Below are 22,605 nucleotides of genomic sequence, written 5' to 3' on the forward strand. Positions count from 1 at the left end.
CAATTCTGGCGGCCGGAGGTGCGGGATGGTGCTCTCGATCAAGGCGAAACGCGACGAACTCGGCCTGGCCACCGGCGAGCTTCTCGTCGACGGCGCCTGGCGCCCGGCCACCGACGGCCGCACCTGGACGCACCCGCACCCGGCCACCGCGGAGGAGGTCGGCTCGTTCGCCGTCGCCGCCCCGGCCGATGTGGACGCCGCCGTGCAGAGCGCGCGCCGGGCGTTCGACGAGGGGCCGTGGCCGCGTACCCGGGCCAAGGAGCGCATCCGCGTGCTGCGCCGCATCGCCGATGAGATCCGCGCCCACGCCGCCGAGCTGCAAGCTCTGGTCGCCCTCGACAACGGGGTGCCGGTGACGTTCGGCGAGACCTATGCGATGTCCGTCGAGTGTGTGGCCGACGTCTTCGACCACCACGCCGGCTGGGTGGACAAGCTCGGCGGCGAGACCCTGCCCGGATACCAGGGCGGCGAGCACCTGGTCCTCACCCTGCGCGAGCCGGTCGGTGTGGTCGCCGCGATCATCCCGTGGAACGGCCCGCTGCTGCTCGCCGCGCAGAAACTCGCCCCGGCGCTGGCCGCCGGCTGCACCGTGGTGCTCAAGCCGAGCGAGTTCGCCACCTTCTCCGCCCTGCGCCTGTGCCGCATCGTCGAGGAGGCCGGGCTTCCGCCGGGCGTGCTCAACGTGGTCACCGGTCCCGGCGAACCGACCGGCGACGCCCTCATCAACCACCCCATGATCGACAAGATCACCTTCACCGGCAGCCGTACGGTCGGCCGCAAGGTCCTCGCCGCCGCGGCCAACGGCATGAAACGCACCAGCCTGGAGCTCGGCGGCAAGAGCCCGTCGCTGGTCTTCGCCGACGCCGACGTCTACGCGGCCGCCACCACCACGATGGGCACCGTCACCATGGGCCTGTCCGGCCAGGCCTGCGTCGCGCACACCCGGGCGCTGGTGCAGCGCGAGGTCTACGACGAGTTCCTGGCGATCGTCGAGGCGATGGCCGCGCTGGTCAACTACGGCGACCCGTTCCACCCGGAGACCACCGCCTCGCCGCTGATCAACGAGCGGCAGATGAACCGGGTCCTCGGCTACATCGAGCGTGGCCGGGCCGGGGGCGCCCGGCTGGTCACCGGTGGCGGCCGCGCCGACGGCGACCTGGCGGCCGGCAACTTCGTGCTGCCCACGGTCTTCGCCGACGTGAGCAACGACGCCACCATCGCCCGCGAGGAGATCTTCGGGCCGGTGCTCGCCGTGGTCCCGTTCACCGACGAGGAGGAGGCGGTGCGGCTGGCCAACGACACCTCGTACGGCCTGGCCGCCACGGTCTGGACCAGGGACGTGAAGCGGGCGATGCGGCTGACCCGGGCGGTGCGGGCGGGCACCGTCGGCGTCAACGGCTACCAGCTGGAGCCGCACGTGGAGTTCGGCGGGTTCGGTCAGTCCGGGTTGGGCCGGGAGGGCGGCCGTACCTCGATCGAGGCGTACACCGAGGTCAAGACGGTGCTGATCCCCACCACCGAGGAGATGATGTAGGGTCCATTTCCTAGACGGCACCCGTCTAGGAAAGAGGGCTCGGGGATGAACGTGCAACAGGCCGCCTGGCGGGCGCGCACCCTGCCGCCGGTGGAGAAACTGCCCAGCGGCCTGATCTCGGTCCCCGTGCCGATCCCCGACAACCCGCTGCGCTACACGCTCACCTACCTGGTCCCCGGCGACGACGGCCTGCTCGTGGTCGACCCCGGCTGGAACAGCGACCTCGGCTGGACCGCCCTGCAGGCCGGGCTCGCCACCGCCGGGGCCACCACCGCGGACGTGACCGGCATCGTCGTCACCCACGTGCACCCGGACCACCACGGGCTGACCGGCCGGCTGCGCGACGCCTCCGGCGCCTGGGTCGCCATGCACCCGGCCGAGCGGGCCACCCTGGTCCGCGACCGGGACGCCGACCCGAGCCGCGCCCTCGGCAACTGGCTGCGCGCCCTGCACGTGCCGGAGGAGGAGGTCGCCGGCCTGCTCGGCACGTTCGGCGCCGACGTCGACCGGCACTTCGCCCCGCTCGCCGACGCCGACGTGCTGCTGGAGGACGACGACCTCGTCCCGTTCCACGGCCGGCGGCTGCGGGTGGTCTGGACGCCCGGCCACACCCCGGGCCACATCTGCCTGCTCGACACCGACGCGCGGGTGCTGCTCACCGGCGACCACCTGCTGCCCCGGATCAGCCCCAACATCGGCCTGCAGCTCTCCGGCGACGACCCGCTCGGCCGCTACCTCGACTCGCTCGGCAAGGTGGCCGCGCACGACGGCTGCGAGGCGCTGCCCGCCCACGAGTACCGCTTCGACGGCATCGCCGCCCGCGCCGCCGAGCTCACCGGCCACCACCGGCAGCGCTGCGCCGAGATCGCGGCCTGCGTCGAACGGCTCGGCAGCCCCACGATCTGGGAGCTGACCGCGGCCCTGACCTGGTCACGGCCGTGGGAGCAGATCGGGCCGATGCGGGTGGCCGCGGTCGCCGAGACCGCCGCGCACGTCGAGCTGCTGATCCGCTCCGGCGAGCTGGCCCGGGACGAGAGCGCCCGCCTGGTCTCGGGTGCGCTATGCGGCCCGGGTCACTGACGCCAGCACGAAATCGACCAGGTCCGCGGCGTACTGATCGGCGCCCGCCGCGACCTTGGCCCGCAGCCGCGCCGGGGTGACCAGGGCGTGGTTGAGCGCGCCCCCGCTGATGCTGTCCAGCAGCAGCGTCACGCTGGTCTCCCGGCCGAGCTGGCCGCGGTCGATGCCGCGGTGCACGATCGCCCGGGCCGCCGACGTCTGCGACTGCCGGAACCGGTCCAGGTGCTCCTGACCGGCCGGGATGCGCTCGGCCTCGAGCATCAGCCGCAGCACCGCGCCGCCCGCCTCGCCGAGGAAGGTGTGCAGGACCTGGCGGGCCAGCGCGACCAGGTCGTCGCGCACCGACCCGGTGTCGATGTCGCGCACCCCCGCCAGTCGGGTGGCCAGGGCGGCGGCCAGCAGCGCCTCCTTGTTGGGCCAGCGCAGGTAGATCGACGCCTTGCCGACGCCGGCCCGGCGGGCGACGGCGTCCACCGAGAACCGGGCCCAGCCCTCGGCGCCGTAGACCTCGGCGGCCGCCCGGGTGATCCGCTCGTCGACCTCGGGGTCGCGGGGGCGGCCCGCGGGGGTTGCAACCACGGCGATCAGTCTAGGTGCGGACCCGCGCGAGCCGCTGCAGCCGGAACCGCACCGCACGCTGCAGCAGCACCGGGTAGCAGTGCAGGACGACGTTGAGGACGGCCAGCCAGCCGGCCGCGCCCCAGGACCGGAAGGCCACCGCGACGACGACCAGGACCGTCCCGATCGCGGCGAGCACCAGGTGCGCCAGCTCGGACCGGCGGGTGGCCAGGTCGAAGGCGGGCAACGACTCCCGGGTGCCGTCGAACCGGCGCCCGGCGCGGTTGAGCCGTTCCCAGCCGACCGCGCGCAGCAACCGCATGTACCACCACACGCCGGCCCGGCGGTAGACGCCCGGCTCCCAGGCGCGGACCCGGAACCAGTCACCTCGCAGCCCCGGCCGGGCCGCGTCGAGCAGGCCGGACATCCAGGCCATCATGGCGAAGTGCACGGTCCAGGCGGTGGCGAAGCTGCCGAACCCGGTGACCGCGCCGACCGCCCACGTCACGGCCACCACCGCGGCCGCGCCGCCGACTCCGATGATCATCGCCCGCCCGTGCATCCGGGTCAGACTACGGCGTCAGCTCACCAGCTTGCGATGGTCCCAGCTCGCCGTCCGGACCGGCTTCACCAGGTAGGCGGCCCGTTTGCGGGCGGCCTGCGCGACGTACGCGTCGAGCGCGTCACGCGGCACGTCGGGCATGCGCGCGGCGATCAGCCGGCCCACCTCGGTGACTCCGGCCAGGTCGTCGATGCGTTCCACCACACCGGACACCTGCGCGCCGCGCAGCTCGAAATAGTCCTCGCCGTCCTCGACCAGGCAGGTGACCCGCGGATCGCGGGCCAGGTTGTGCGCCTTGCGCGAGGCCCGATAGGTCCAGAACGCGATCCGGCCCTCGGCCAGGCCGAAGAACATGGCCACCAGGTGCGGCGTTCCGTCCGGGTTGATGGTGGCGAGCTGCAGCTTCCTCGCGTACGACAGGAGCGCCGTGATCTCCTCCCCGGTCATCGTCACGTCCGCACGCCGGCTAGGCATCGCGCCGCTCCTCGCCGAACGTGGACGCGGCCAGCGGCAGGGTGTCCTCGCAGACGAAGCCGGGCCGGGGCGGGTCCTCGGTGAAGACCGTGCTCAGCGCGGCGTCGAGCTCCGGCACCGTCCACCGGCCGGCGGCGGCGTGGAAGGTGGCGCGCACCGTCGGCGGGCCGAGCACCGCCACCACGTCGCCGTGCACGACAAACACCTCGCCGGTGACCCGCTCGGCGGCCGGCCCGGCCAGATAGGTGACCAGCGGCGCGACGAGCTCCGGAGCCATCGGGTCGGGGCCGTCCGGGGCGGGGCCCATCAGCTCGCCGGTCATCGCGGTGCGGGCGCGCGGGCAGAGGGCGTTCGCCCGTACCCCATAGGTCGCGCAACCCCGTGCCGTCGCGAGAGTCAGGGCGACGATGCCGCCTTTGGCGGCGGCGTAGTTGGCCTGCCCGGCCGAGCCGAGCAGGAAGGCCTCGGAGGCGGTGTTGATGATCCGCGCGTGCACCGGGCCGCCGGCGGCCTTGCTGCGCTCGCGCCAGTAGGCGGTCGCGAAGCGGGTGGTGACGAAGTGGCCGCGCAGGTGCACCCGCACGACGGTGTCCCACTCCTGCTCGGACATCGAGAAGATCATCCGGTCGCGGAGCACGCCGGCGTTGTTGACCAGGACGTCCAGTCCGCCGAAGGCCGCCGTGGCCGTCTGCAGCAGCGCCTGGCCGGTGGACCACTCGGCGACGTCGCCGGGGCAGACGACCGCCTCCCCGCCGGCTGTCTTGATCCGGTCGGCGACCCGGTCGAGGGCCGGCCCGGGCAGGTCGTTGAGCACCACCCGGGCGCCGTCGGCGGCGAGCGCGACCGCCTCGGCCGCCCCGAGCCCCTGCCCGGCGCCGGTCACGATCGCGACGCGCCCGTCCAGCGTGCCGGCCATGTCAGTAACCCGGGCCGCTGAGCAGGCCGCCGTCGGCGAGGAACTCGGCGCCGGTGGTGTAGGACGACTCGTCCGACGCCAGGAACGCGACCAGGCGGGAGATCTCCACCGGCTCGGCGAACCGGGCGATCGGCAGCGCCTTGAGGAAGCCGGTCGGGTCGACCCCGGTCATGGTCTGCGCCGCGGAGAGCGCCATCGACGTCATCACCCCGCCGGGGTGCACCGAGTTGACCCGGATGCCGAGCGGGCCCAGCTCCTGCGCCGCCGACCGGGTCAGGCCGCGGACGCCGAACTTGCTGGCGCTGTACGCCGACAGCCCGGCCGCCCCGGCGAAGCCCTCGATCGACGAGATGTTCACGATGGACCCGCCCCCGGCCGTGGTCATCGCGGGCGCCACCTGCCGGATCCCCAGCCAGGTGCCGATCAGGTTGACCTCGATGACCTGCCGGAACTCGGCCGGCTCCATCTCGGCGACCGGCGCGTGCCGCAGGATGCCCGCGTTGTTGACCAGCACGTCGACGCGCCCGAACGCGGACAGCGTCGCCGCGACCGCGGCCGCCCACTCGGCCTCGCTGGTCACGTCGTGGTGCACGAACCGGCACCGGTCCGCGCCGAGCCCGTCGGCGACCGCCTGCCCCCTGTCGTCGAGCACGTCGCCGACGACCACCCGGGCCCCCTCGGCGACGAAGTGCCGGGCATGCGCCTTGCCCATGCCCCGGGCCCCACCGGTGATCAGTGCCACCTTGCCGTCCAGCCGCCCCATCGCGCCTCCCGGTGCAGACCCCGGCTGACCGCGAGTGCTGTGTCAGGCGCGCTGACACGGCACTGGGGGTCAGCCGGGGATTGACCTAACGCTTGCTTGGTTCGCAGCGTAGACCGCGGCGGCGGGATTGTCAGGCGTTGATGCCGTCGAAGAGCAGCCGCAGCAGGCCGTCGACGATCTCGTCGGTGCTCCAGCCCGCCCCCTTGCTCGGCCGCCACGACGTCGGCATCCACAGCACGTCGCGCAGCAGCCGGTAGATCAGCCGGGCGTCCAGGTCGGCGCGGAACAGGCCCTGCTCCTTGCCGCGTTCCAGCTGCTCGATCCAGGTCTGCTCGATCTCCTTCATCGCGGTGCGCAGGTAGGCGAACCGCGGCTGCGCGCTGAAGTAGGTCCAGTCGTTCTGCAGCATGGTCAGCGCGGCCCGGTGCCGGCTCAGCGTGGCGGTGCTGGACCGGACGATCTCCTCGATCGCCTTGCGCGGATCGTCGGTGGAGCCGGCCGCCGCCCGGTATCCGGTGAGCACGTCGTCGAGGAAGGCGCTGAGCAGCTCGTCGCCGATCGACTCCTTCGAGTCGAAGTGGTGGTAGAGGCTGCCGGACTGGATGCCGGCCGCGTCGGCGATCTCGCGCACCGTGGTGGCCCGGAAGCCCTTCTCGGCGAAAAGGTCGCCGGCGAGCTGCACCAGGGCGGCGCGGCGCTCCGAGCTGTTCTTAGGGGTCGTCACCAGGTCATTATGCGACCCTGCCGAACGCTTGCTTGGTGCACCCCGCCCCGATAGCGTAGAACGCGTTCTAATTTTGGAGAGGGGTGGCGGGATGCGCGCGGCGGTTCTCCACACGATCGGCGAAGAGAAACTCGACCTGCGTGACGACGTGACCGTCCTCGGCCCCGGGCCGGGCGAGGTGCACCTGCGGGTGCGGGCCTCCGGCGTCTGCCACTCCGACCTGTCCGCGCTCAGCGGCGGCCTGCCCCAGCCGGTGCCGGCGGTCCTCGGCCACGAGGCGGCCGGCGACGTGCTCGCCGTCGGCGACGGCGTCGACGACCTCGAACCCGGCGACCGGATCGCGGTCAACTGGCTGCCCTCCTGCGGCACCTGCACCCACTGCCGGCGCAACGAGCCCTACCTGTGCATGACGCACGTGATGGCCGGCTACGTCATGCCCCGCTTCATGGCCGGTGAGCTGCCCGTCTTCGGCATGGCCGGGTGCGGCGCGTTCGCCGAGGAGATGGTCGTGCCCCGGGCCGGCGCCGTGAAGATCGACCCCGACGTGCCGTACGAGGTGGCCGCCCTGGTCGGCTGCGGCGTCACGACCGGCGTCGGCGCGGTGATCAACACCGCGGCGGTGCGGCCCGGCGACACGGTCGTGGTGATCGGCTGCGGCGGCGTGGGGATCGCCGCGGTCCAGGGCGCCCGGCTCGCCGGCGCTGCCGTGATCGTCGCCGTCGACACGGTGCCCGCCCGGCACGAGACCGCCCGCCGCTTCGGCGCCACCCACACCGCCACCCCCGACGAGCTCAGCGACCTGCAGACCGCGGTGGTCCCAGAGGGCTTCGACTACGCCTTCGACGTGGTCGCCGTGCCGCAGACGCTGCGTACCGCCTGGACCGCCACCCGCCGGGGCGGCGCCGTGGTGGTGGTCGGCGCCGGCCGCGCCGAGGACAGGGTGGAGTTCAGCCCGTTCGAGCTGCTCTTCGAGGGCAAGACGATCATCCCGTCGCTGTACGGTTCGGCCGACCCGCCCCGCGACTTCGTCCGTCTGCTCAACCTGTGGCGGGCCGGCCGCCTCGACATCGAGGGCATGATCAGCCGGCGGCTGCGCCTGGACCAGGTGGGCGACGCCCTGGCCGCCCTCGGCAGCGGCGACGTGATCCGCCAGGTGATCATCCACGGGGACGCCTGATGCGCCTCGGCATCCAGCTCGGCTACAGCGGGCAGGGCTTCGCCGAGTCGGTCGACGAGGTGGTCGAGTTCGAGCAGGCCGGCGCCGAGCTGGTGGTGGTGCCGGAGGCGTACAGCTTCGACGCGGTCAGCCAGCTCGGCTATCTGGCGGCCCGGACCCGCACCATGGGGCTGGCCTCCGGGGTGATGCAGACCTACACCCGCACCCCGACGCTGACCGCGATGACCGCGGCCGGGCTGGACTACGTCTCCGGCGGCCGGTTCTCGCTCGGGCTCGGCGCCTCCGGCCCACAGGTCGTCGAGGGTTTCCACGGCGTGCGCTACGACGCACCGGTCGGCCGGACCCGGGAGATCGTGGAGATCTGCCGGCGGGTCTGGCGGCGCGAGGCGCTGGTCTTCGAGGGCGAGCACTACCGGATCCCGCTGCCCGGCGACTACGGCAAGCCGCTCAAGCTGATCAACCGGCCGGTCCGGGAGCGGATCCCGGTGCTGCTCGCCGCGATGGGCCCGCGCAACGTGGCGCTGGCCGCCGAGATCGCCGACGGCTGGCAGGCACTCTTCCTCGATCCGCGCGCGGCCGACCGGGTCTTCGGTGCGGCACTGTCCGACGGCCGGTCCCGCCGGGACCCCGCCCTCGGGCCCCTGGACGTGTCGGTGCCCGTACCGTTTGCCGTGACTGAGCCGTCACCGGCCCTGCTCGGCGCGCACCGTGCGCAGCTCGCCCTCTATCTGGGCGGCATGGGCGCGCGCAAGCGCAACTTCTCCAACGACCTGATCCGCCGCTACGGCTATCCGCGCGAGGCCGAGCTGATCCAGGAGCTCTACCTGAGCGGCCGCAAGGCCGAGGCCGCGGCCGCGGTGCCGGACGACCTGGTCGCCGCGACCTGCCTGGTCGGCGTCCCGGACGAGATCAGAAGAAGGCTGGACGCGCTGGCCGAGGCCGGCGTGACCACGATCCTGGTGTCCCCGCTGGCCACGACCCGGGCCGAGCGGGTCAAGGACGTCGCGGCCCTGCGCCAGATCCTCGGGTGACAGCGGCGATCCGGTGCTGCTCGTGGCGTTCCAGGGCGCTCTGCTGAGACTCGGTGAGGATGTCGCAGATCCAGTCCCAGTGCAGGGCCACCCGGTCGCCCGGCTCGACCTCACGGGGCAGCGACCGGGCCACCTCCTCGGACGGCGGGCCGTGGTCCAGCGCCCCGCCCGCCCAGATCAGCGGCCGGGAGACCACGGTGGCGGTGGGGCCGTGCACCGCGGTGACCACGCCGGTGCGGATGCGGCAGCGGTCCAGCACCGACACCGCGGCCGGGCTGCCGGTGCGCTGCAGCAGCTCCAGCCAGGGATACACCTCGAACACGTGGAAACTGTGGTGGGCCATCGCCCGTTCCTGCGCCGACGACCAGGTGCCGCCGGCCTGACCGGCGAAGCGGTGCCGCAGGAACGCGGTCAGCTCGGCCGGCCGCACCCGGTCCAGCAGGTCGTTGCCGATCCAGTACGCCTCGACCACCCGGCTGTCCAGCGGGTCGGCGATGCCCGCCGCCCCGGCGATGAACTCCAGGTAGGCCCAGGCGCCGTCGAACGCGCGGGCCCGCGCGGCGATCTCCGCGGTCGCGTCGGCGCGCAGCAGCACCGAGGCGCCCTCCGGCCCGCAGTAGCCGAGGGCGTTCGGCGGATAGGCGTAGCGGGCGAACAGCCGCGTACCGGATTCGCTCATGTCAGCAGATCCGCGGCAGCTGTTCACCGATCGGCATGCTGATCACCCGGGTGCCACCCAGCGCGGTGCGCGCCACGACCATGCCCGGATGCTCCGGCACGCAGGTGCCGATCTTTCTTGCGCCCGCACCGTACGGATGCGCCCGCATCGCCTCCAGCACCCGATCGGCCTGCGCCTCCGGCACGAACGCGACCAGTTTGCCCTCGTTGGCGACCTGCAACGGGTCGAGGCCGAGCAGACTGCAGGCGTCCGCGACCGCACCCGGCACCGGCAGGTCCCGTTCGGTCAGCTCCACGCCCACCCCGGCCGCCTTGGCGATCTCGTTGAGGGCGGACGCCACCCCGCCCCGCGTCGGGTCGCGCAGCACGTGCAGATCGGCGCCGGTGGCGAGCATCGCCGCGACCAGACCGTGCAGCGGCGCGGTGTCGCTGCGCACCTCGGTGCCGAACGTCAGGCCCTCCCGGCAGCTCAGCACGGCCACCCCGTGCAGGCCCAGATCGCCGCTGACCAGGATCGCGTCGCCCGGGGCGGCCCGGCCGGGACGGATGTCCACGCCGTCGGGGACCACCCCGATCCCGGCCGTGGTGACGTAGACGCCGTCGCCGCTGCCGTTGTCCACCACCTTCGTGTCGCCGGTGACCAGGCGGACCCCGGCGGCGCGGGCGGCGGCGCCCATCGCCCCGGCGATCCGGCCGATCTCGGCGAGCGCGGTGCCCTCCTGCAGGATGAACGCGGCCGACAGGTGCAGCGGGGTGGCGCCGGCCATCGCCAGATCGTTGACGGTGCCGTTGACCGCGAGGTCGCCGATCGAGCCGCCGGGGAAGAACATCGGCTTGACCACGAACCCGTCGGTGGAGAACGCCAGCCGGGTGTCGCCGACGTCGAGGACCGCGCAGTCGCCCAGTTCACCGGGGGCGCCGGCCGGCCCGTACCCGGGCAGGAAGAGATGGTGCACCAGCTCGGCCGACATCGCGCCGCCGCCGCCGTGCCCCAGCACGATCGTGGGGGTGTCGCGCAGCGGCACCGGGCACGTCCAGCTCTCGAAGTCCAGCGTCATGAGTGGCTCACCAGCCGGTACGCGTAGTACGCCGCGCAGGCTCCCTCCGACGACACCATGGTCGCGCCGAGCGGGGTCCGCGGCGTGCACTGCTTGCCGAACGCCGCGCACTCGTGCGGTTTGAGCAGCCCCTGCAACACCTCGCCGGAGCGGCACAGCGGCGACTCCGCGGTCCGCAGCCCACCGACGTCGAACCGCAGCTCCGCGTCGAACTCCCGGTACCGCTCGGAGAGCCGCCAGCCGCTGCCCGGGATCTCGCCGATGCCGCGCCACGTCCGGTCGGTCACCTCGAACACGTCCCGCAGCATCGCCATCGCCGCCGGGTTGCCCTCGTCCCGCACCGCCCGCGGATAGGCGTTGCGCACCTCGGCCCGGCCGGCCTCCAGCAGGGTGACGGTCTGCCGGATGCCCTCCAGGATGTCCAGCGGCTCGAAACCGGTGACCACGATCGGCACGCCGTACTTGTGGGCCAGCGGGGGGTACTCCCGGGTGCCCATCACGCTGCACACGTGCCCGGCGGCCAGGAACGCCTGCACCCGGCAGCGCGGCGACTCCATGATGGCCGCGATCGCCGGTGGCACCAGCACGTGCGACACCAGCAGCGAGAAGTTGCTCAGGCCGAGCCGTTTCGCCTGGTGGACGGTCATCGCGTTGGCCGGGGCGGTGGTCTCGAACCCGATGCCGAAGAAGACCACCTGGCGGTCCGGGTTCTCCCGGGCCAGCTTCAGCGCGTCCATCGGCGAGTAGACCACCCGGACGTCGCCGCCGGCGCTCTTCACCCCGAACAGGTCCCGGCCGCTGCCGGGCACCCGCAGCATGTCCCCGAACGAGCAGAAGATCACCCCGGGCCGGGACGCGATCGCCAGCGCCTTGTCGATCACTTCGAGGGGGGTGACGCAGACCGGGCAGCCCGGCCCGTGGATCATCTCGACCCCCTCGGGCAGCAGCTGGTCGATGCCGTGCCGGATGATCGAGTGGGTCTGCCCGCCGCAGACCTCCATCATCGCCCAGGGCCGGGTGGTGGCCGCGTGGATCTGCTCGACCAGCCGGGCGGCCAGGGCGGGATCGCTGAACTCATCGAGGTATTTCACGGAACTCCTCCTCAAGGATGCCCAGCCGTTCGAAGTTGGCGAGGGTCTGGCGGGCCGACTCCTCGTCGAGTTGCTGGATCGCGAAGCCGACGTGGACGATCACGTACTCGCCGACCTGGACGTGCGGCACGTACTGCAGGCACACCTCCTTGCGGATCCCGCCGAAGTCGACCTGCGCCATCGGCACGCCGTCGGTCTCGGCGATGCTCAGCACGCGGCCGGGAACAGCGAGGCACATGACGTCTCCCTCCTCGATGAGGCCGACCTATGTCGCGCCGGCGGCCAGCTGGCCGAGCGCGATGCCGCCGTCGCTGGGCGGCAGCAGCCGGGGCCGCAGCACCCGGAAGCCGCGCTCGGCCAGGTCCTGTTCGGCGGCCGCGAGCAGCAGCGCGTTCTGGAACACGCCGCCGCCGAGCGCCACCACACCCAGCCCGGTCTGTTCCCGGCACCGCTCGGCCAGCCGGACGATCAGGCCGGCGACCGCCGCGTGGAAGCGGGCCGCGACCGTCACCGGGGACACGCCCCCGCGCACGTCCGCGGCCACCGCCCGGATCACCGGACCCGGGTCGGCGACGTCCCCGCGCAGCTCGAACACGTAGGCCGGATGCGGCTCCAGCCCGTGCCGGGCGGCCAGGCCCTCCAGGATCATCGCGGCCTCCGCCTCGTACTCGACGGTCTGCCGCACCCCGGCGAGCGCGGCCACCGCGTCGAACAGCCGGCCCATGCTGGAGGTCGGCACACACCCGAAACCGCTGCCGAACTGCCGGTCCAGCACATGCCGCTCGGCCGGCGGGCAGGCCGCCACCGGCGGCAGCGCCGGCCACCACGGCACGCCTGCGGCGCGCAGATGAGACAGCGCCATCCGGTACGGCCGCCGCACGCTCGCATCCCCGCCGGCCAGGGGCACATAGCCGAGGTACGCGACCCGGCGGAACGCCTTGTACCCGGCGATCAGCACCTCGCCGCCCCACACCGCGCCGTCGGTCCCGTAGCCGGTGCCGTCGAACGCGAACCCGATCACCTGCTCGTCCGCGGCCACCCCGTGCTCGGCCAGCACCGCGGCGATGTGCGCGTGGTGGTGCTGGACCAGGCGTAGCGGGCGGCCGGCGGCGTGCGCGCGGGCCCAGCCGGTGGAGTGATATCCCGGATGCAGGTCGGCGATCAGCAGCTCCGGGCGGATTCCGGTGAGCCGTTCCAGGTGCCGCTCGCTCGCGGTCAGCGCGTCGATGCCGGCCAGGTCGTCCAGGTCGCCGATGTGCTGGCTGGCCCAGGCGTAACGCCCGGCGGCGATCGCGCAGGTGTTCTTCAGGTCGGCGCCGACGGCCAGCGCCGGCGGAAGCTCGAACGGCAGGCTGACCGGCAGCGGCGCGTACCCGCGGGACCGGCGCACCGGCAGCTCCGCGCCGCCGGCGTGCCGGGTGACCGAGTCGTCGCAGGGCACCCGGATGGCCCGGTCGTGCCGCAGCCAGGCGTCAGCGAGCGGCGCGAGCCGCACCAGGGCGTCCCGGTCGTCGGCGGCGATCGGCTCACCGGCCAGGTTGCCCGAGGTCATCACCAGCGCGTCCGGGCCGGGCGGGTCGCCGGGCAGGCCGAACAGCAGCTCGTGCACCGGCGTGTAGGGCAACATCACGCCCAGGTCCGTGTGGTCCGGCGCGACCGCGTCAGCGATGGCGTGTTGATTTCGGCCCCGATGCGCACCCGAGATCAACACGCCGGTTTCGGGTCGGTCCCGGCCTCGGTCTCGGCGGGGTAGCAGCACGATCGGCCGGCGCACGCCGGTGAGCAGGGCCTCCTCGGCGTCGGTGAGTGTCACCAGCTCGCGGGCGGTCGCCAGGTCGGCGACCATCACCGCGAACGGCTTGCCGCCGCGTCGCTTGCGGTCGCGCAGCGTGGTCACCGCGGACTCGTTGCGGGCGTCGCAGGCCAGGTGGTAGCCGCCGAGGCCCTTCACCGCGACGATCGCCCCGGCCGCGAGCATCCGCCGCGCCTCCCGCAGCGCGTCCTCACCGTGCCGGGCTTCTTCGCCGGGGCGAGCCGGCGGGCCGGCAGTGACCAGTTCGAGGCGGGGGCCGCAGTCGGGGCAGGCGATCGGCTGGGCGTGGAAGCGGCGGTCGGCCGGGTCGTCGTACTCGGCGCGGCAGGCCTCGCACATCGGGAAGCCGGCCATCGTGGTGGCCGCCCGGTCGTAGGGCAGGGTGTCGATGATGGTGAACCGCGGCCCGCAGTTGGTGCAGGTGATGAACGGGTGCCGGAACCGCCGGCCGGCCGGGTCGCGCAGCTCCCGCCGGCAGTCCGCGCAGGTCGCGACGTCGGGCGAGGCCAGGGTGCGCGCGGTTCCGCTGCCGTCCGAGGTGGCGATGGTGAAGCCGGTGCCGCCGGCCGGCGGGAGGTCCGCCTCGTCCACGGCGGTCACCATCGCCAGCGGGGGTGCGCTGGTGCGCAGCCGGCGGCCGTACTCGGTGACCGCCTCCGCTTCACCCTCCACCTCGACGATCACGCCGTCCGCGGTGTTGGCGACCTCGCCGCTGAGCGCCAGTTCCGCCGCCGTCACGTAGGCGAACGGCCGGAAGCCCACCCCCTGCACCAGCCCGCGCACGGTGAACCGGCGCCGGATCCGTGCCGGCGGGCCGCTGCCCATCAGCTGCAGCCCGGTCATCGCCCGGGACGCCTGCGCCTCGTCGATGATCTCCATCGCGAAGCCGAGGTGGATCAGCACCCAGTCGCCTGGCTGCGGCGGCGAGTCCAGCATGCCGACGTTCACCCGCCGGCCGGCGCCCGCGACGTCGACCAGCGCGAGCTGACCCTCGTTGCCGGGCAGGATCTCCCGCACCCGCCCCGGAATGCCCAGGCACACGGCTATCGCCCCCCAACGGTGCACTCGGCGGCGAGAAGCGTGCGCACGGCGGTGACCGCGTGCGGCACAGCGGCGGCGACCGAGGGGCTGAGACCGATGCGTTCGCCGACGTCAGCAACCCGGCAGCCGACGACATAGGCCGGTGGGACCGTGCCGCCGAGGCGCTCCACAGCGTCCAGCACAGCCAGCGGGTCCATCCCGTGCGCATCGAGAGGGCGCTGCGCGCCCGGAACTCGCACGGACAGGGTCAGGACTGTGCCGGGAGGATCGGGGCCGGGCGGCAGGGCGTCGACCAGGACCAGGGCCCGGAAACCGGCCAGCAGGTCGTGGGCCAGGTGCAGGCCGCGGATGCCGTAGTCGACGACCCGTACGTCAGCGGGCAGGCCGGGCTCGGCGGCGAGCCGCCGGGCGACCGCCGGGCCGAAGCCGTCGTCGCCCAGGAAGAGGTTGCCGATGCCGGCCACCAGCACGCCGTTCACATCGAGCGCATCCTCAGGTAGCGGCGGATGTCCGGCCAGGAGCGGGCGACGACCACGGCGGCCAGCGCGACCACCGCGACCCCGAGAACCTTCATGACGGGTGCTCCCTTCCCGGCTGATGGCGGTCCTCAGTCCGGTTCTGAGTGGTGGGTGGGGCGGGTGGATGGGGCACCAGCTCGTCGGGTGCGAAGTAGAGGTAGCGGCCGTACCAGTCGTGCAGCTCGGCGGCCGGGTCGTCGAGCAGCACCACCGCGACGTGGGTGGCGCCGTCCAGGTCCTCCTCGACCGCGGTGACCCGGGCGACGCGGCCGGCGAAGAACAGGTCCTGAGCGTCGGCGCGCCGGTTCGGGCGGATCCGGACCAGGCTGTCCTTGCCGACCCGGACCCCGGCGATGAGCACCGACGACGAGTCCGGATCGCGGCGGGTGCCGTGCAGCCGGTCCAGGTCGGCGGCGGTGGCGGCGTCGCAGCGGTCGATGATGGCGGCCGCCCGCGGGTCGGTGGCCCGGGCCTCCGCCTTCTCCGCGTCGGTCAGCGTCATCACCCGCAGCGTGAGCAGCTCGTCGATCTCGGTCGAGTCGAAGAGGTGGCCGTTGCTCTGCTCGGCGATCCGCGGATGGTCGTAGAGGATGATCGGCGAGCCGAGCAGCAGCCGGTCCGAGCCGGCCAGCACCGGCCAGCAGCGTTGCTGCCGGCAGCGGGCGGCGGCCGCCGCCGCCTCCGGCGGCGGTTCGATCACCGAGACGAACGCGGCATCGCCGGCTTCGAGCAGCAGGTGCGCGCCGAGCAGCGAGTGGCGTACGGCCTCGGCACGGCCCACCGGACCGGGGTGGGTGTTGGCCACCGCCACGGTCAGCCGGTGCAGGTCGCCGTCCGGGACCGCGGTGAGGCTCACCCGCGCGGTGATCGGCCAGCGGCGCCGCACGATGCGCCCCACGATCGTGCCGTCCGCCTCGGTCAGTGACTCGGTGTCGTGGCCGCCGGGCACGGCCACCTCGGTGGTGACGTCGTCGCCGACCGGCAGCTCCGGCAGCTCGATCTCGCGTTCCACCGCCTCGTCCCAGCTCAGCACGGAGGTCCCGGCGACGGTCAGCTCGGCCACCGGTTCCTCGGTGCCGTCCGGGTGCTTCGCCCGTACCTCGCGGGTCTGCAGTTGCAGGAAGCGCAACCGGATGCTGACCGTGCCGGCGCCGTGCTGCCGGACCAGGCACTGCATCGCCATGTCCGGCGGCTCGCCGCCCGCCGCAGCCGGCGGTCCGAGCACGCCGAACTGCCAGCGGGTGCGGTTCTTGGCCGCGCTCGCCCGGTACGGGTACAGCAGGTACCCCTCGTAGAGGACGGCGTCGGCGACCGCCCGGGCCGCGTCCAGGCTCACGACCGTGGCCCGTCGGCGGCGAGCAGTCTCTGGAAGGTCTCGTCCCAGCCGGTGAGGCCGTGCCGGTCCCGGTACGCGGCGAGCCGGGTCAGTGTCTCCGAGCCGGCCCGCAGCCAGCCGCTGTTCGGGTAGTAGGACTCGATCATCTGCCGCCACACGGTGACCGGCATCCGGTGGCGGGCCTCGCAGCTCCACGGGATCTGCTCGACCGCGAAGCCGGTGGTGCCGCGGGTGAAGACCGTGCCGGAGAAGAGGAAGCTGAGCGGCACGCTGCCCGCGCCGAGGGCGTGCAGATATCGGGAGCCGACGACGTCGAGGTCGTAGGTGCACGGCATCGGCAGGTCCAGATCGGTACGGCCGGTGAAGCCGGGCACCGTGACGCTGCACTGCATCCACTGGAACGGCCGGACGGTGTCGGCCCAGCGTTCCGGCTCGCCGAACAGGCCGCGCAGACCCTCCTGCTCGGCCGGCTCGTAGCGGCGCAGCTGCGGTTCGACGCGGACCTGGCAGCGCAGCACGACCGCGTGGATCCGGCTCCCCTCGCCGGCGTCGATGCGCAGCCGGGCGGTCAGCTGCGGGGCGATCGCGTAGGGCTCGGCGACCACGTCGAGCACGGTGAACCGGTAGTCGTTCACGTGCGCTCCCTCAGCCGGGTGAAGAAGGCGTCGATGGCCCGGTGCGCCTCGGTGCCGCCGTCGAAGCCGTGCCAGCGGGTGCGCAGCGCGCCGGCCAGCTCGTAGCAGACGTCGATCGGCACCAGATAGCAGCCGTTCGCGCCGGATCTGTCGCGGCGGACCAGCAGCGCCTCCACGTCCGGGCGCATGGTGCGCAGCGCCGGGTGCCGGGCCACCAGCGCGTCCCACGCGTTCAGCGGCAGCTCCGACTCGGTGGCGCCGGCCGGCCCCGGATAGCAGGCCACCATCCGGTCCTGGACCGAGTTGCGGAACAGGAACGCCAGCCCGACCGGGATCTGCAGCTCGTCCCAGGCCCGCTCGTCCAGCCCCGGCCCGGGCAGCGCCAGATACCGGTCCGGTACGGCGCGGTACCGCAGCTGCGCGTGCTCGTCCGCGAAGAGCAGATGGCAGGCGACGCAGCTGCACATCAGCGACCGCTGCTCCAGGTCCACGACGTGCCGGTGCTCGTCCGGGATCGGCACGGCGCACATGTCGCAGCGCGGCCCGGTGGGTTTCGGCCGGGCCCGCGCGGCCCGGCGCAGCGCGGCCAGCGGTTCGGTCACGGCACGCCTCCCGCTCCGGCCGGCCGCTCGAACAGCGCCGAGACCGGGATCAGCGGCGCCGCCGGCTCGTAGGCGATCGCGGTGACCTCCGGGGCGGCCGCCTCGACCGCGGCCCGGATCCGCTCGTCGCGGCCGGCCGTCGTGCACCCGCACCCACCGGCCGGCGCCCGCAGCAGGGCGGTGCCGTCCGCGGTCACCTCGAGCAGTGCCACGTCGTCGCCGGTCTGCGCGAGGGCCCGCTCCACGCGGGTCGGCACGTCGTCCGGGTGCAGCCCGTGCACCAGCAGCAGGCTCGCCACCAGGTCGTCGCGGGCCATCGCGGTCAGCACCGGGTCGGTCAGCGCGCCGTGGGCGTGCAGCAGCTCCAGCAGCCGGTGCAGGCCGGCGCCGTACAGGCCGGTCAGCAGGCGGGCCAGCTCCTCGGCGCGGTCCCGGCCGGGGCCGCCCGACGTCAGCAGCGCGTCGATGCGTTCCCCGGCCGCCCGCCAGTCCTCGCCCGGCACGTCACCCACCGGTGGGGGAGTGGACGAGCTCCAGCTTCTTGCCGCCGCCCAGGTACATGTGCACCCCGCAGGGCAGGCACGGGTCGAAGCTGCGCACCGTACGCATGATGTCGATGCCCTTGAAGTTGTCCCGGTCGTTCTCCTCGAAGATCGGCTGGCCGGTGACGGCGTCCTCGTACGGTCCCGCCGTGCCGAACCCGTCGCGCGGACTGGCGTTCCACGGCGTCGGCGGGTACGGGTGATAGTTGGCGATCTTCCCGTCCCGGATCACCATGTGGTGTGACAGAACGCCCCGCACCGCCTCGGTGAACCCGCACCCGATCCCCTCGTCGGGCACCTCGAACGGCTCCCACGTGCGGGTGCGCCCGGCCCGGATCTCGGCGAGCGCCTTCTCCGCGAAGTGCAGCGCGCACGCGGCGGCGTACGCCTGGAAGTAGGTCCGGGCCCGGTTGCGCTCGATGGTGTTGCTCCAGCGCGGGATGGTCCACTCCAGTTCGACCGGGCCCTTGAGCGCGGTCTTCGGCAGGGTGATCCGCACGCTGGAGCCGGTGGCCTTGACGTATCCGACGTCGACCAGCCCGGCGAGCGCGGTCACCCAGAGCCGGGCGAGCGGGCCGCCACCGGTGTCCAGCGCGAGGTGTTCGGTGCCGTCGTACCAGCGCGGCGACATCACCCAGCTGTACCTGCCGCCCAGGTCGCGTTTCTGCGGGCGCGGGTTGGTGTGCTGGTTCCACGGGTGCCGCCGGTCCACCCGGTTGCCGAGCGGATCGTGCGTCACGAACATCTCCTGGTCCTCCCAGTCGTCGTAGTACGACGAGCCGAGCAGGATCCGGATCCCCAGGTTGATCTCGACCAGGTCGGTGGTGACCAGCCGGTTGTCGACCACGATGCCCGGGGTGACGAACATCTTGCGGCCCCAGCCGGTCATGTCGGCGTACCGGAAGTTGCACTGCTCCGGGTCCTGGAAGGACCCCCAGCAGCCGAGCATCACCCGCCGGTTGCCGACCTGCTCGTAACCGGGCAGCGCCTGGTAGAAGAAGTCGAACAGGTCGTCGTGCATCGGCACGACCTTCTTCATGAACTCGACGTAGCGCATCAGCCGGCTCAGGTAGTCGGTCATCAGCTGGATCGTGGCGACCGTGCCGACCCCGCCCGGATAGAGCGTGGAGGGGTGCACGTGGCGGCCCTCCATCAGGCAGAACATCTCCCGCGTCATCCGGCTGACCTGCAGCGCCTCGCGGTAGAACTCGCCGGTGAACGGGTTCAGCGAGCGCATGATGTCGCCGATGGTGCGGTAGCCGTGCTCGCCGGCGTGCGGGGCCTCGGTGCGGTTGGCCTGCTCCAGCACGCCCGGGTTGGTCTCGGCGACCATCTTCTCGCAGTAGTCCACCCCGACCAGGTTCTCCTGGAAGATGTTGTGGTCGAACATGTACTCGGCGGCCTCACCGAGGTTCACGATCCACTCGGCGAGGTGCGGCGGCTTCACCCCGTAGGCCATGTTCTGCGCGTAACAGGAGCAGGTGGCGTGGTTGTCCCCGCAGATGCCGCAGATCCGGCTGGTGATGAAGTGCGCGTCGCGCGGGTCCTTGCCCTTCATGAAGATCGAATAGCCGCGGAAGATCGAGCTGGTGCTCTTGCACTCGGCGACGACCCGGTTCGCGAAGTCGATCTTCGTATAGATGCCGAGGCTGCCGACGATCCGGGTGATCGGGTCCCAGGCCATCTCCACCAGTTCGGTCATCGGGTCCCCACTCTCGGCCGGCGCCACTTGGGCTCACGATCCAGGGTGTGCGCGGTGATGGCGCGCAGGCGTTTGACCGCCTTGCCGTACGGGCCGATCACCCGGGTGGACAGGTGCCCGCCCGGCGGCGAGTCCATGAACGGCTGGAACTTGTCCGGGAAGCCGGGCATCGTGCAGCCGATGCAGATGCCGCCCACGTTGGGGCAGCCACCCACCCCGTTGATCCAGCCCCGTTTCGGCACGTTGCACTTGACCACCGGCCCCCAGCAGCCGAGTTTCACGATGCACTTCGGCGAGCCGTACCCGTCGGCGAAGTCGGCCTGCTCGTAGTAGCCGGCCCGGTCGCAGCCCTCGTGCACGGTCTGCGCGAACAGCCAAGTCGGCCGCAGCGCCTCGTCGAGGGGGATCATCGGCGCCTGACCGGTGACCTGGTAGAGCAGGTAGGTCAGGGTCTCCGCCAGGTTGTCCGGCTGGATCGGGCAGCCCGGCACGCAGACGATCGGGATGTCCGCCTTGGACCGCCACTCCCAGCCCAGGTAGTCGGGCACGCCCATCGCCCCGGTCGGGTTGCCGGCCATCGCGTGGATCCCGCCGTAGGTGGCGCAGGTGCCGACCGCCACCACCGCGGTCGCCTTCGGGGCCAGCCGGTCCAGCCAGTCGCTGGTGGTCCGCGGCTGCCCGGTGTCCGGGTCGTTGCCGAACCCGGACCAGTAGCCCTCGGCGTGCAACCGCTCGTCCGGGATGGACCCCTCGACGACCAGCACGAACGGCTCCAGCTCACCGGCGTCGGCGCGCAGGAACCAGGAGAGGAAGTCGTCCGCCCCGCCGCGTGGCCCGCACTCGAAGTCGATCAGCGGCCAGTGCACGGCGATCCGGGGCAGGCCGGGCAGGGCGCCCAGGGCTATCTCCTCGATGCTGGGCTGGGTGGCCGCGGTGAGCGCCACCGAGTCCCCGTCGCAGCTGAGTCCCGCATTGATCCACAGCACGTGGATGAGGGGATCTTCCGGTTCCTGTGACGTCATGATGACCTGACCCGGGTGTGTGACGTATCTGACTAGCTAGTCCCGCGTCGTGAGACGATGTCAATCCCCTGCCCGGCTAGCGAGCGAGGCCATGCACGAACTCGCCATCGCCACAAACGTCGCCGACGCGGTCTGTGAACGGGCCGCCGGCCGGCGGGTGCGCCGCGTCACCGTCCGGATCGGAGCGCTGACCGCGGTGGTGCCGGAGGCCATGCGCTGGTGTTTCCGCCTGGCCGCCGAGGGGACCGTCGCCGACGGCGCGGACCTGGAGATCGAGCACCAGCCCGGCGCCGGGCACTGCCGGTCCTGCGGCGCCGACTTCGGCCTGCCCGACCTGGTCCTGCTCTGTCCCTGCGGCAGCGCCGATGTGGAGGTCACCGCCGGGCGGGACCTGCGGATCATCTCGATGGAGGTGGGCTGATGTGCGGCACCTGCGGCTGTGACGAGCAGGTCGAGGTGATCACGCTCGAGCAGAAGGTCCTGGCCCGCAACGACGAGATCGCCGCGGCCAACCGGGACCGGCTCGCCGCCGGCGGTGTGCTCGCGGTCAACCTGATGAGCTCGCCCGGCTCGGGCAAGACCACGCTGCTCGAACGCACGATCCGCGATCTGGGGCCGCGGCGGCTGGCGGTGGTCGAGGGTGACCAGCAGACACCGCTGGACGCGGAGCGGATCCGGCGTACCGGGTGCCCGGTCGTACAGATCAACACCGGGGCGGGCTGTCACCTGGACGCCGCGATGCTCGGGTCCGCCCTGGACCGGCTGGCGCCGCCCCGCGGTGGCGTGCTCTTCGTGGAGAACGTCGGCAACCTGATCTGCCCGTCCCTGTTCGACCTCGGCGAACGCGACCGCGTGGTGATCCTCTCGGTGACCGAGGGCGCCGACAAGCCGCTGAAGTACCCGCACGTCTTCGCCGTGGCCGGGCTCGTTCTGATCAACAAGGTGGACCTGCTGCCGTACGTCGACTTCGACGTGGCGCACTGCCGCCGGCACGTGGCGGCGGTCAACCCGGGGGCGCAGGTCGTGGAGGTGTCCGCGACCCGCGGCGACAATCTGGACGCGTGGTATGCCTGGCTCGATCAGTTGAGGGCCGCCTCCGGCCGCCGCGACCACACCTCGTAGAGCTCGGCGCCCGAAGCCGTGCGCAGCACCCGCAGCACCCGGTCGGCGCGCAGATAGCTGGAGATCTGCGCCGAGATGGTGTGCAGCAGCGTTCCCGGCGTGACCACCACGGGCAGCGCGCGGTCGGCGAGCAGCCGTTCGGCCACGGCGGCGCCGCTGCGGAACCCGTCCTCGCCGTGCCACACCGGCACCTCGACCACCCGGTGCCCGGGCAACCGGTCACGCAGACCGGTGATCACCGAGCGGTGGTCGGCGCGCATCGCGGACGCGCCCACCACCACGAGCAGCTCGTCCTCGTCGTCCTCGGCCAGGACGGCCAGCCGGGCCACCGCGGAGCCGCTGTCGTCGCGGATCTCGTGGGCGCGGATCACCGCGACGGTGACCGAGTCGTGCCACCAGCCGGCCTCCGGTTCCCGGATCATCGGCGCCGCCAGCCCGGTGGCCGTGCGTGTGTTGCGCGCCGCCGGAACCCGCCAGCTCGCCCACCGGCCCCCGTTGGCCGCCACGAGCTTGCGATGTGCCGAGAATCGTTGCCAGATCACGTCGTCACTCCCTGGTCGCGTCACCGTGCCGGGATGACCGGCACGGAAACCAACGTGCAACAGGTCGGCGGGAGCCACCAGACC

Annotated in this window: 25 protein-coding genes; 6 read left to right on the top strand and 19 right to left on the bottom strand. The window is 72.9% G+C overall.

Annotated features, from left to right (window positions below; genetic code table 11):
- Nucleotides 1-25: 25 nt before the first annotated feature.
- Nucleotides 26-1,534 (top strand): aldehyde dehydrogenase family protein, encoded by a 1,509-nt coding sequence (locus AB0F81_RS18075; RefSeq protein WP_360198422.1) that lies wholly within the window; start codon nucleotides 26-28, stop codon nucleotides 1,532-1,534.
- A 45-nt stretch (nucleotides 1,535-1,579) separates the two neighbouring features.
- Nucleotides 1,580-2,614: an MBL fold metallo-hydrolase gene (locus AB0F81_RS18080; RefSeq protein WP_360198425.1), complete on the top strand. Its 1,035-nt coding sequence runs from the start codon at nucleotides 1,580-1,582 to the stop codon at nucleotides 2,612-2,614.
- On the opposite strand, the gene AB0F81_RS18085 is transcribed toward AB0F81_RS18080, so the two are convergent.
- The 6 genes from AB0F81_RS18085 to AB0F81_RS18110 form a co-directional block, all read right to left on the bottom strand.
- Nucleotides 2,594-3,193, bottom strand: a complete 600-nt coding sequence (locus AB0F81_RS18085; RefSeq protein ID WP_360198428.1) for a TetR/AcrR family transcriptional regulator — start codon at nucleotides 3,191-3,193, stop codon at nucleotides 2,594-2,596. The two genes, AB0F81_RS18080 and AB0F81_RS18085, sit on opposite strands and share 21 nt — an antisense overlap.
- Nucleotides 3,194-3,203: 10 nt before the next feature.
- On the bottom strand, nucleotides 3,204-3,734 hold the full coding sequence (locus tag AB0F81_RS18090) for a hypothetical protein (RefSeq protein ID WP_360198431.1): 531 nt from the start codon (nucleotides 3,732-3,734) through the stop codon (nucleotides 3,204-3,206).
- 18 nt (nucleotides 3,735-3,752) lie between these two features.
- Nucleotides 3,753-4,208, bottom strand: coding sequence for a pyridoxamine 5'-phosphate oxidase family protein (locus AB0F81_RS18095; protein ID WP_360198434.1), 456 nt, complete (start codon nucleotides 4,206-4,208; stop codon nucleotides 3,753-3,755).
- Nucleotides 4,201-5,124: an SDR family NAD(P)-dependent oxidoreductase gene (locus AB0F81_RS18100; protein WP_360198437.1), complete on the bottom strand. Its 924-nt coding sequence runs from the start codon at nucleotides 5,122-5,124 to the stop codon at nucleotides 4,201-4,203. Before AB0F81_RS18100 ends, AB0F81_RS18095 begins: the two co-directional genes overlap by 8 nt.
- Before the next feature lies 1 nt (nucleotide 5,125).
- Nucleotides 5,126-5,887: a glucose 1-dehydrogenase gene (locus AB0F81_RS18105; RefSeq protein ID WP_360198440.1), complete on the bottom strand. Its 762-nt coding sequence runs from the start codon at nucleotides 5,885-5,887 to the stop codon at nucleotides 5,126-5,128.
- Between the two features lie 130 nt (nucleotides 5,888-6,017).
- Nucleotides 6,018-6,614, bottom strand: a complete 597-nt coding sequence (locus AB0F81_RS18110; protein WP_360198566.1) for a TetR/AcrR family transcriptional regulator — start codon at nucleotides 6,612-6,614, stop codon at nucleotides 6,018-6,020.
- Between the two features lie 88 nt (nucleotides 6,615-6,702).
- Between AB0F81_RS18110 and AB0F81_RS18115 the strand changes: the two genes are divergently transcribed.
- Nucleotides 6,703-7,788: an alcohol dehydrogenase catalytic domain-containing protein gene (locus AB0F81_RS18115; protein WP_360198443.1), complete on the top strand. Its 1,086-nt coding sequence runs from the start codon at nucleotides 6,703-6,705 to the stop codon at nucleotides 7,786-7,788.
- Nucleotides 7,788-8,819, top strand: a complete 1,032-nt coding sequence (locus AB0F81_RS18120) for an LLM class F420-dependent oxidoreductase (RefSeq protein WP_360198446.1) — start codon at nucleotides 7,788-7,790, stop codon at nucleotides 8,817-8,819. The genes AB0F81_RS18115 and AB0F81_RS18120 overlap by 1 nt, the downstream gene beginning before the upstream one ends.
- Here the strand turns inward: AB0F81_RS18120 and AB0F81_RS18125 are convergent.
- The 12 genes from AB0F81_RS18125 to AB0F81_RS18180 form a co-directional block, all read right to left on the bottom strand.
- Nucleotides 8,782-9,498 carry a DUF6390 family protein gene (locus AB0F81_RS18125; protein WP_360198449.1) on the bottom strand — a complete coding sequence of 239 codons (717 nt, stop codon included), beginning with the start codon at nucleotides 9,496-9,498 and terminating at the stop codon, nucleotides 8,782-8,784. The two genes, AB0F81_RS18120 and AB0F81_RS18125, sit on opposite strands and share 38 nt — an antisense overlap.
- Nucleotide 9,499: 1 nt before the next feature.
- Nucleotides 9,500-10,555, bottom strand: a complete 1,056-nt coding sequence (gene hypE, locus AB0F81_RS18130; RefSeq protein ID WP_360198452.1) for a hydrogenase expression/formation protein HypE — start codon at nucleotides 10,553-10,555, stop codon at nucleotides 9,500-9,502.
- Nucleotides 10,552-11,646: a hydrogenase formation protein HypD gene (hypD, locus tag AB0F81_RS18135; RefSeq protein ID WP_360198455.1), complete on the bottom strand. Its 1,095-nt coding sequence runs from the start codon at nucleotides 11,644-11,646 to the stop codon at nucleotides 10,552-10,554. Before hypD ends, hypE begins: the two co-directional genes overlap by 4 nt.
- Nucleotides 11,630-11,884, bottom strand: coding sequence for a HypC/HybG/HupF family hydrogenase formation chaperone (locus AB0F81_RS18140; protein WP_360198458.1), 255 nt, complete (start codon nucleotides 11,882-11,884; stop codon nucleotides 11,630-11,632). Before AB0F81_RS18140 ends, hypD begins: the two co-directional genes overlap by 17 nt.
- A 27-nt stretch (nucleotides 11,885-11,911) precedes the next feature.
- Complete coding sequence (gene hypF, locus AB0F81_RS18145; protein ID WP_360198461.1) at nucleotides 11,912-14,500, bottom strand: carbamoyltransferase HypF; 2,589 nt, start codon at nucleotides 14,498-14,500, stop codon at nucleotides 11,912-11,914.
- Between the two features lie 2 nt (nucleotides 14,501-14,502).
- Nucleotides 14,503-14,979 carry a hydrogenase maturation protease gene (locus AB0F81_RS18150; protein WP_360198465.1) on the bottom strand — a complete coding sequence of 159 codons (477 nt, stop codon included), beginning with the start codon at nucleotides 14,977-14,979 and terminating at the stop codon, nucleotides 14,503-14,505.
- Between the two features lie 91 nt (nucleotides 14,980-15,070).
- Complete coding sequence (locus AB0F81_RS18155; protein ID WP_360198468.1) at nucleotides 15,071-16,354, bottom strand: hypothetical protein; 1,284 nt, start codon at nucleotides 16,352-16,354, stop codon at nucleotides 15,071-15,073.
- Entirely contained in the window at nucleotides 16,351-16,989 is a 639-nt protein-coding gene (locus AB0F81_RS18160; protein ID WP_360198471.1) for a DUF6084 family protein, read from the bottom strand. The genes AB0F81_RS18155 and AB0F81_RS18160 overlap by 4 nt, the downstream gene beginning before the upstream one ends.
- Complete coding sequence (locus AB0F81_RS18165; RefSeq protein WP_360198474.1) at nucleotides 16,986-17,591, bottom strand: DUF5947 family protein; 606 nt, start codon at nucleotides 17,589-17,591, stop codon at nucleotides 16,986-16,988. Before AB0F81_RS18165 ends, AB0F81_RS18160 begins: the two co-directional genes overlap by 4 nt.
- Entirely contained in the window at nucleotides 17,588-18,103 is a 516-nt protein-coding gene (locus tag AB0F81_RS18170; protein ID WP_360198477.1) for a hypothetical protein, read from the bottom strand. Before AB0F81_RS18170 ends, AB0F81_RS18165 begins: the two co-directional genes overlap by 4 nt.
- On the bottom strand, nucleotides 18,096-19,835 hold the full coding sequence (locus AB0F81_RS18175) for a nickel-dependent hydrogenase large subunit (protein ID WP_360198480.1): 1,740 nt from the start codon (nucleotides 19,833-19,835) through the stop codon (nucleotides 18,096-18,098). The genes AB0F81_RS18170 and AB0F81_RS18175 overlap by 8 nt, the downstream gene beginning before the upstream one ends.
- A complete protein-coding gene (locus AB0F81_RS18180; protein WP_360198483.1) occupies nucleotides 19,832-20,821 on the bottom strand; it encodes a hydrogenase expression protein HypE in 990 nt (329 codons plus the stop codon). The genes AB0F81_RS18175 and AB0F81_RS18180 overlap by 4 nt, the downstream gene beginning before the upstream one ends.
- A gap of 127 nt (nucleotides 20,822-20,948) precedes the next feature.
- Here AB0F81_RS18180 and AB0F81_RS18185 point away from each other — a divergent pair, with 127 nt between their 5' ends.
- Together AB0F81_RS18185 and hypB are read left to right on the top strand one after the other, a co-directional pair.
- Complete coding sequence (locus tag AB0F81_RS18185; protein ID WP_360198486.1) at nucleotides 20,949-21,278, top strand: hydrogenase maturation nickel metallochaperone HypA; 330 nt, start codon at nucleotides 20,949-20,951, stop codon at nucleotides 21,276-21,278.
- The gene (gene hypB, locus AB0F81_RS18190) at nucleotides 21,278-21,979 is read left to right on the top strand and encodes a hydrogenase nickel incorporation protein HypB (protein WP_360198489.1); all 702 of its coding nucleotides are present in this window, start codon (nucleotides 21,278-21,280) and stop codon (nucleotides 21,977-21,979) included. Before AB0F81_RS18185 ends, hypB begins: the two co-directional genes overlap by 1 nt.
- Here the strand turns inward: hypB and AB0F81_RS18195 are convergent.
- Nucleotides 21,937-22,521 carry a hypothetical protein gene (locus tag AB0F81_RS18195; protein WP_360198492.1) on the bottom strand — a complete coding sequence of 195 codons (585 nt, stop codon included), beginning with the start codon at nucleotides 22,519-22,521 and terminating at the stop codon, nucleotides 21,937-21,939. The genes hypB and AB0F81_RS18195 overlap by 43 nt on opposite strands.
- Nucleotides 22,522-22,605: the final 84 nt, after the last annotated feature.

It is taken from the genome of Actinoplanes sp. NPDC024001 (assembly GCF_040638955.1).
GTDB lineage: Bacteria > Actinomycetota > Actinomycetes > Mycobacteriales > Micromonosporaceae > Actinoplanes.

Bases quoted from the DNA above. Each gene is read 5' to 3' on its own strand.
- hypB (WP_360198489.1), top strand. From the start codon at position 21,278: ATGTGCGGCACCTGCGGCTGTGACGAGCAGGTCGAGGTGATCACGCTC.
- AB0F81_RS18100 (WP_360198437.1), bottom strand. From the start codon at position 5,124: ATGGCCGGCACGCTGGACGGGCGCGTCGCGATCGTGACCGGCGCCGGG.
- AB0F81_RS18185 (WP_360198486.1), top strand. From the start codon at position 20,949: ATGCACGAACTCGCCATCGCCACAAACGTCGCCGACGCGGTCTGTGAA.
- AB0F81_RS18105 (WP_360198440.1), bottom strand. From the start codon at position 5,887: ATGGGGCGGCTGGACGGCAAGGTGGCACTGATCACCGGTGGGGCCCGG.
- AB0F81_RS18095 (WP_360198434.1), bottom strand. From the start codon at position 4,208: ATGCCTAGCCGGCGTGCGGACGTGACGATGACCGGGGAGGAGATCACG.
- AB0F81_RS18080 (WP_360198425.1), top strand. From the start codon at position 1,580: ATGAACGTGCAACAGGCCGCCTGGCGGGCGCGCACCCTGCCGCCGGTG.
- AB0F81_RS18120 (WP_360198446.1), top strand. From the start codon at position 7,788: ATGCGCCTCGGCATCCAGCTCGGCTACAGCGGGCAGGGCTTCGCCGAG.
- AB0F81_RS18140 (WP_360198458.1), bottom strand. From the start codon at position 11,884: ATGTGCCTCGCTGTTCCCGGCCGCGTGCTGAGCATCGCCGAGACCGAC.
- AB0F81_RS18175 (WP_360198480.1), bottom strand. From the start codon at position 19,835: ATGACCGAACTGGTGGAGATGGCCTGGGACCCGATCACCCGGATCGTC.
- AB0F81_RS18115 (WP_360198443.1), top strand. From the start codon at position 6,703: ATGCGCGCGGCGGTTCTCCACACGATCGGCGAAGAGAAACTCGACCTG.
- AB0F81_RS18090 (WP_360198431.1), bottom strand. From the start codon at position 3,734: ATGCACGGGCGGGCGATGATCATCGGAGTCGGCGGCGCGGCCGCGGTG.
- hypE (WP_360198452.1), bottom strand. From the start codon at position 10,555: ATGACGCTGGACTTCGAGAGCTGGACGTGCCCGGTGCCGCTGCGCGAC.
- AB0F81_RS18125 (WP_360198449.1), bottom strand. From the start codon at position 9,498: ATGAGCGAATCCGGTACGCGGCTGTTCGCCCGCTACGCCTATCCGCCG.
- AB0F81_RS18075 (WP_360198422.1), top strand. From the start codon at position 26: ATGGTGCTCTCGATCAAGGCGAAACGCGACGAACTCGGCCTGGCCACC.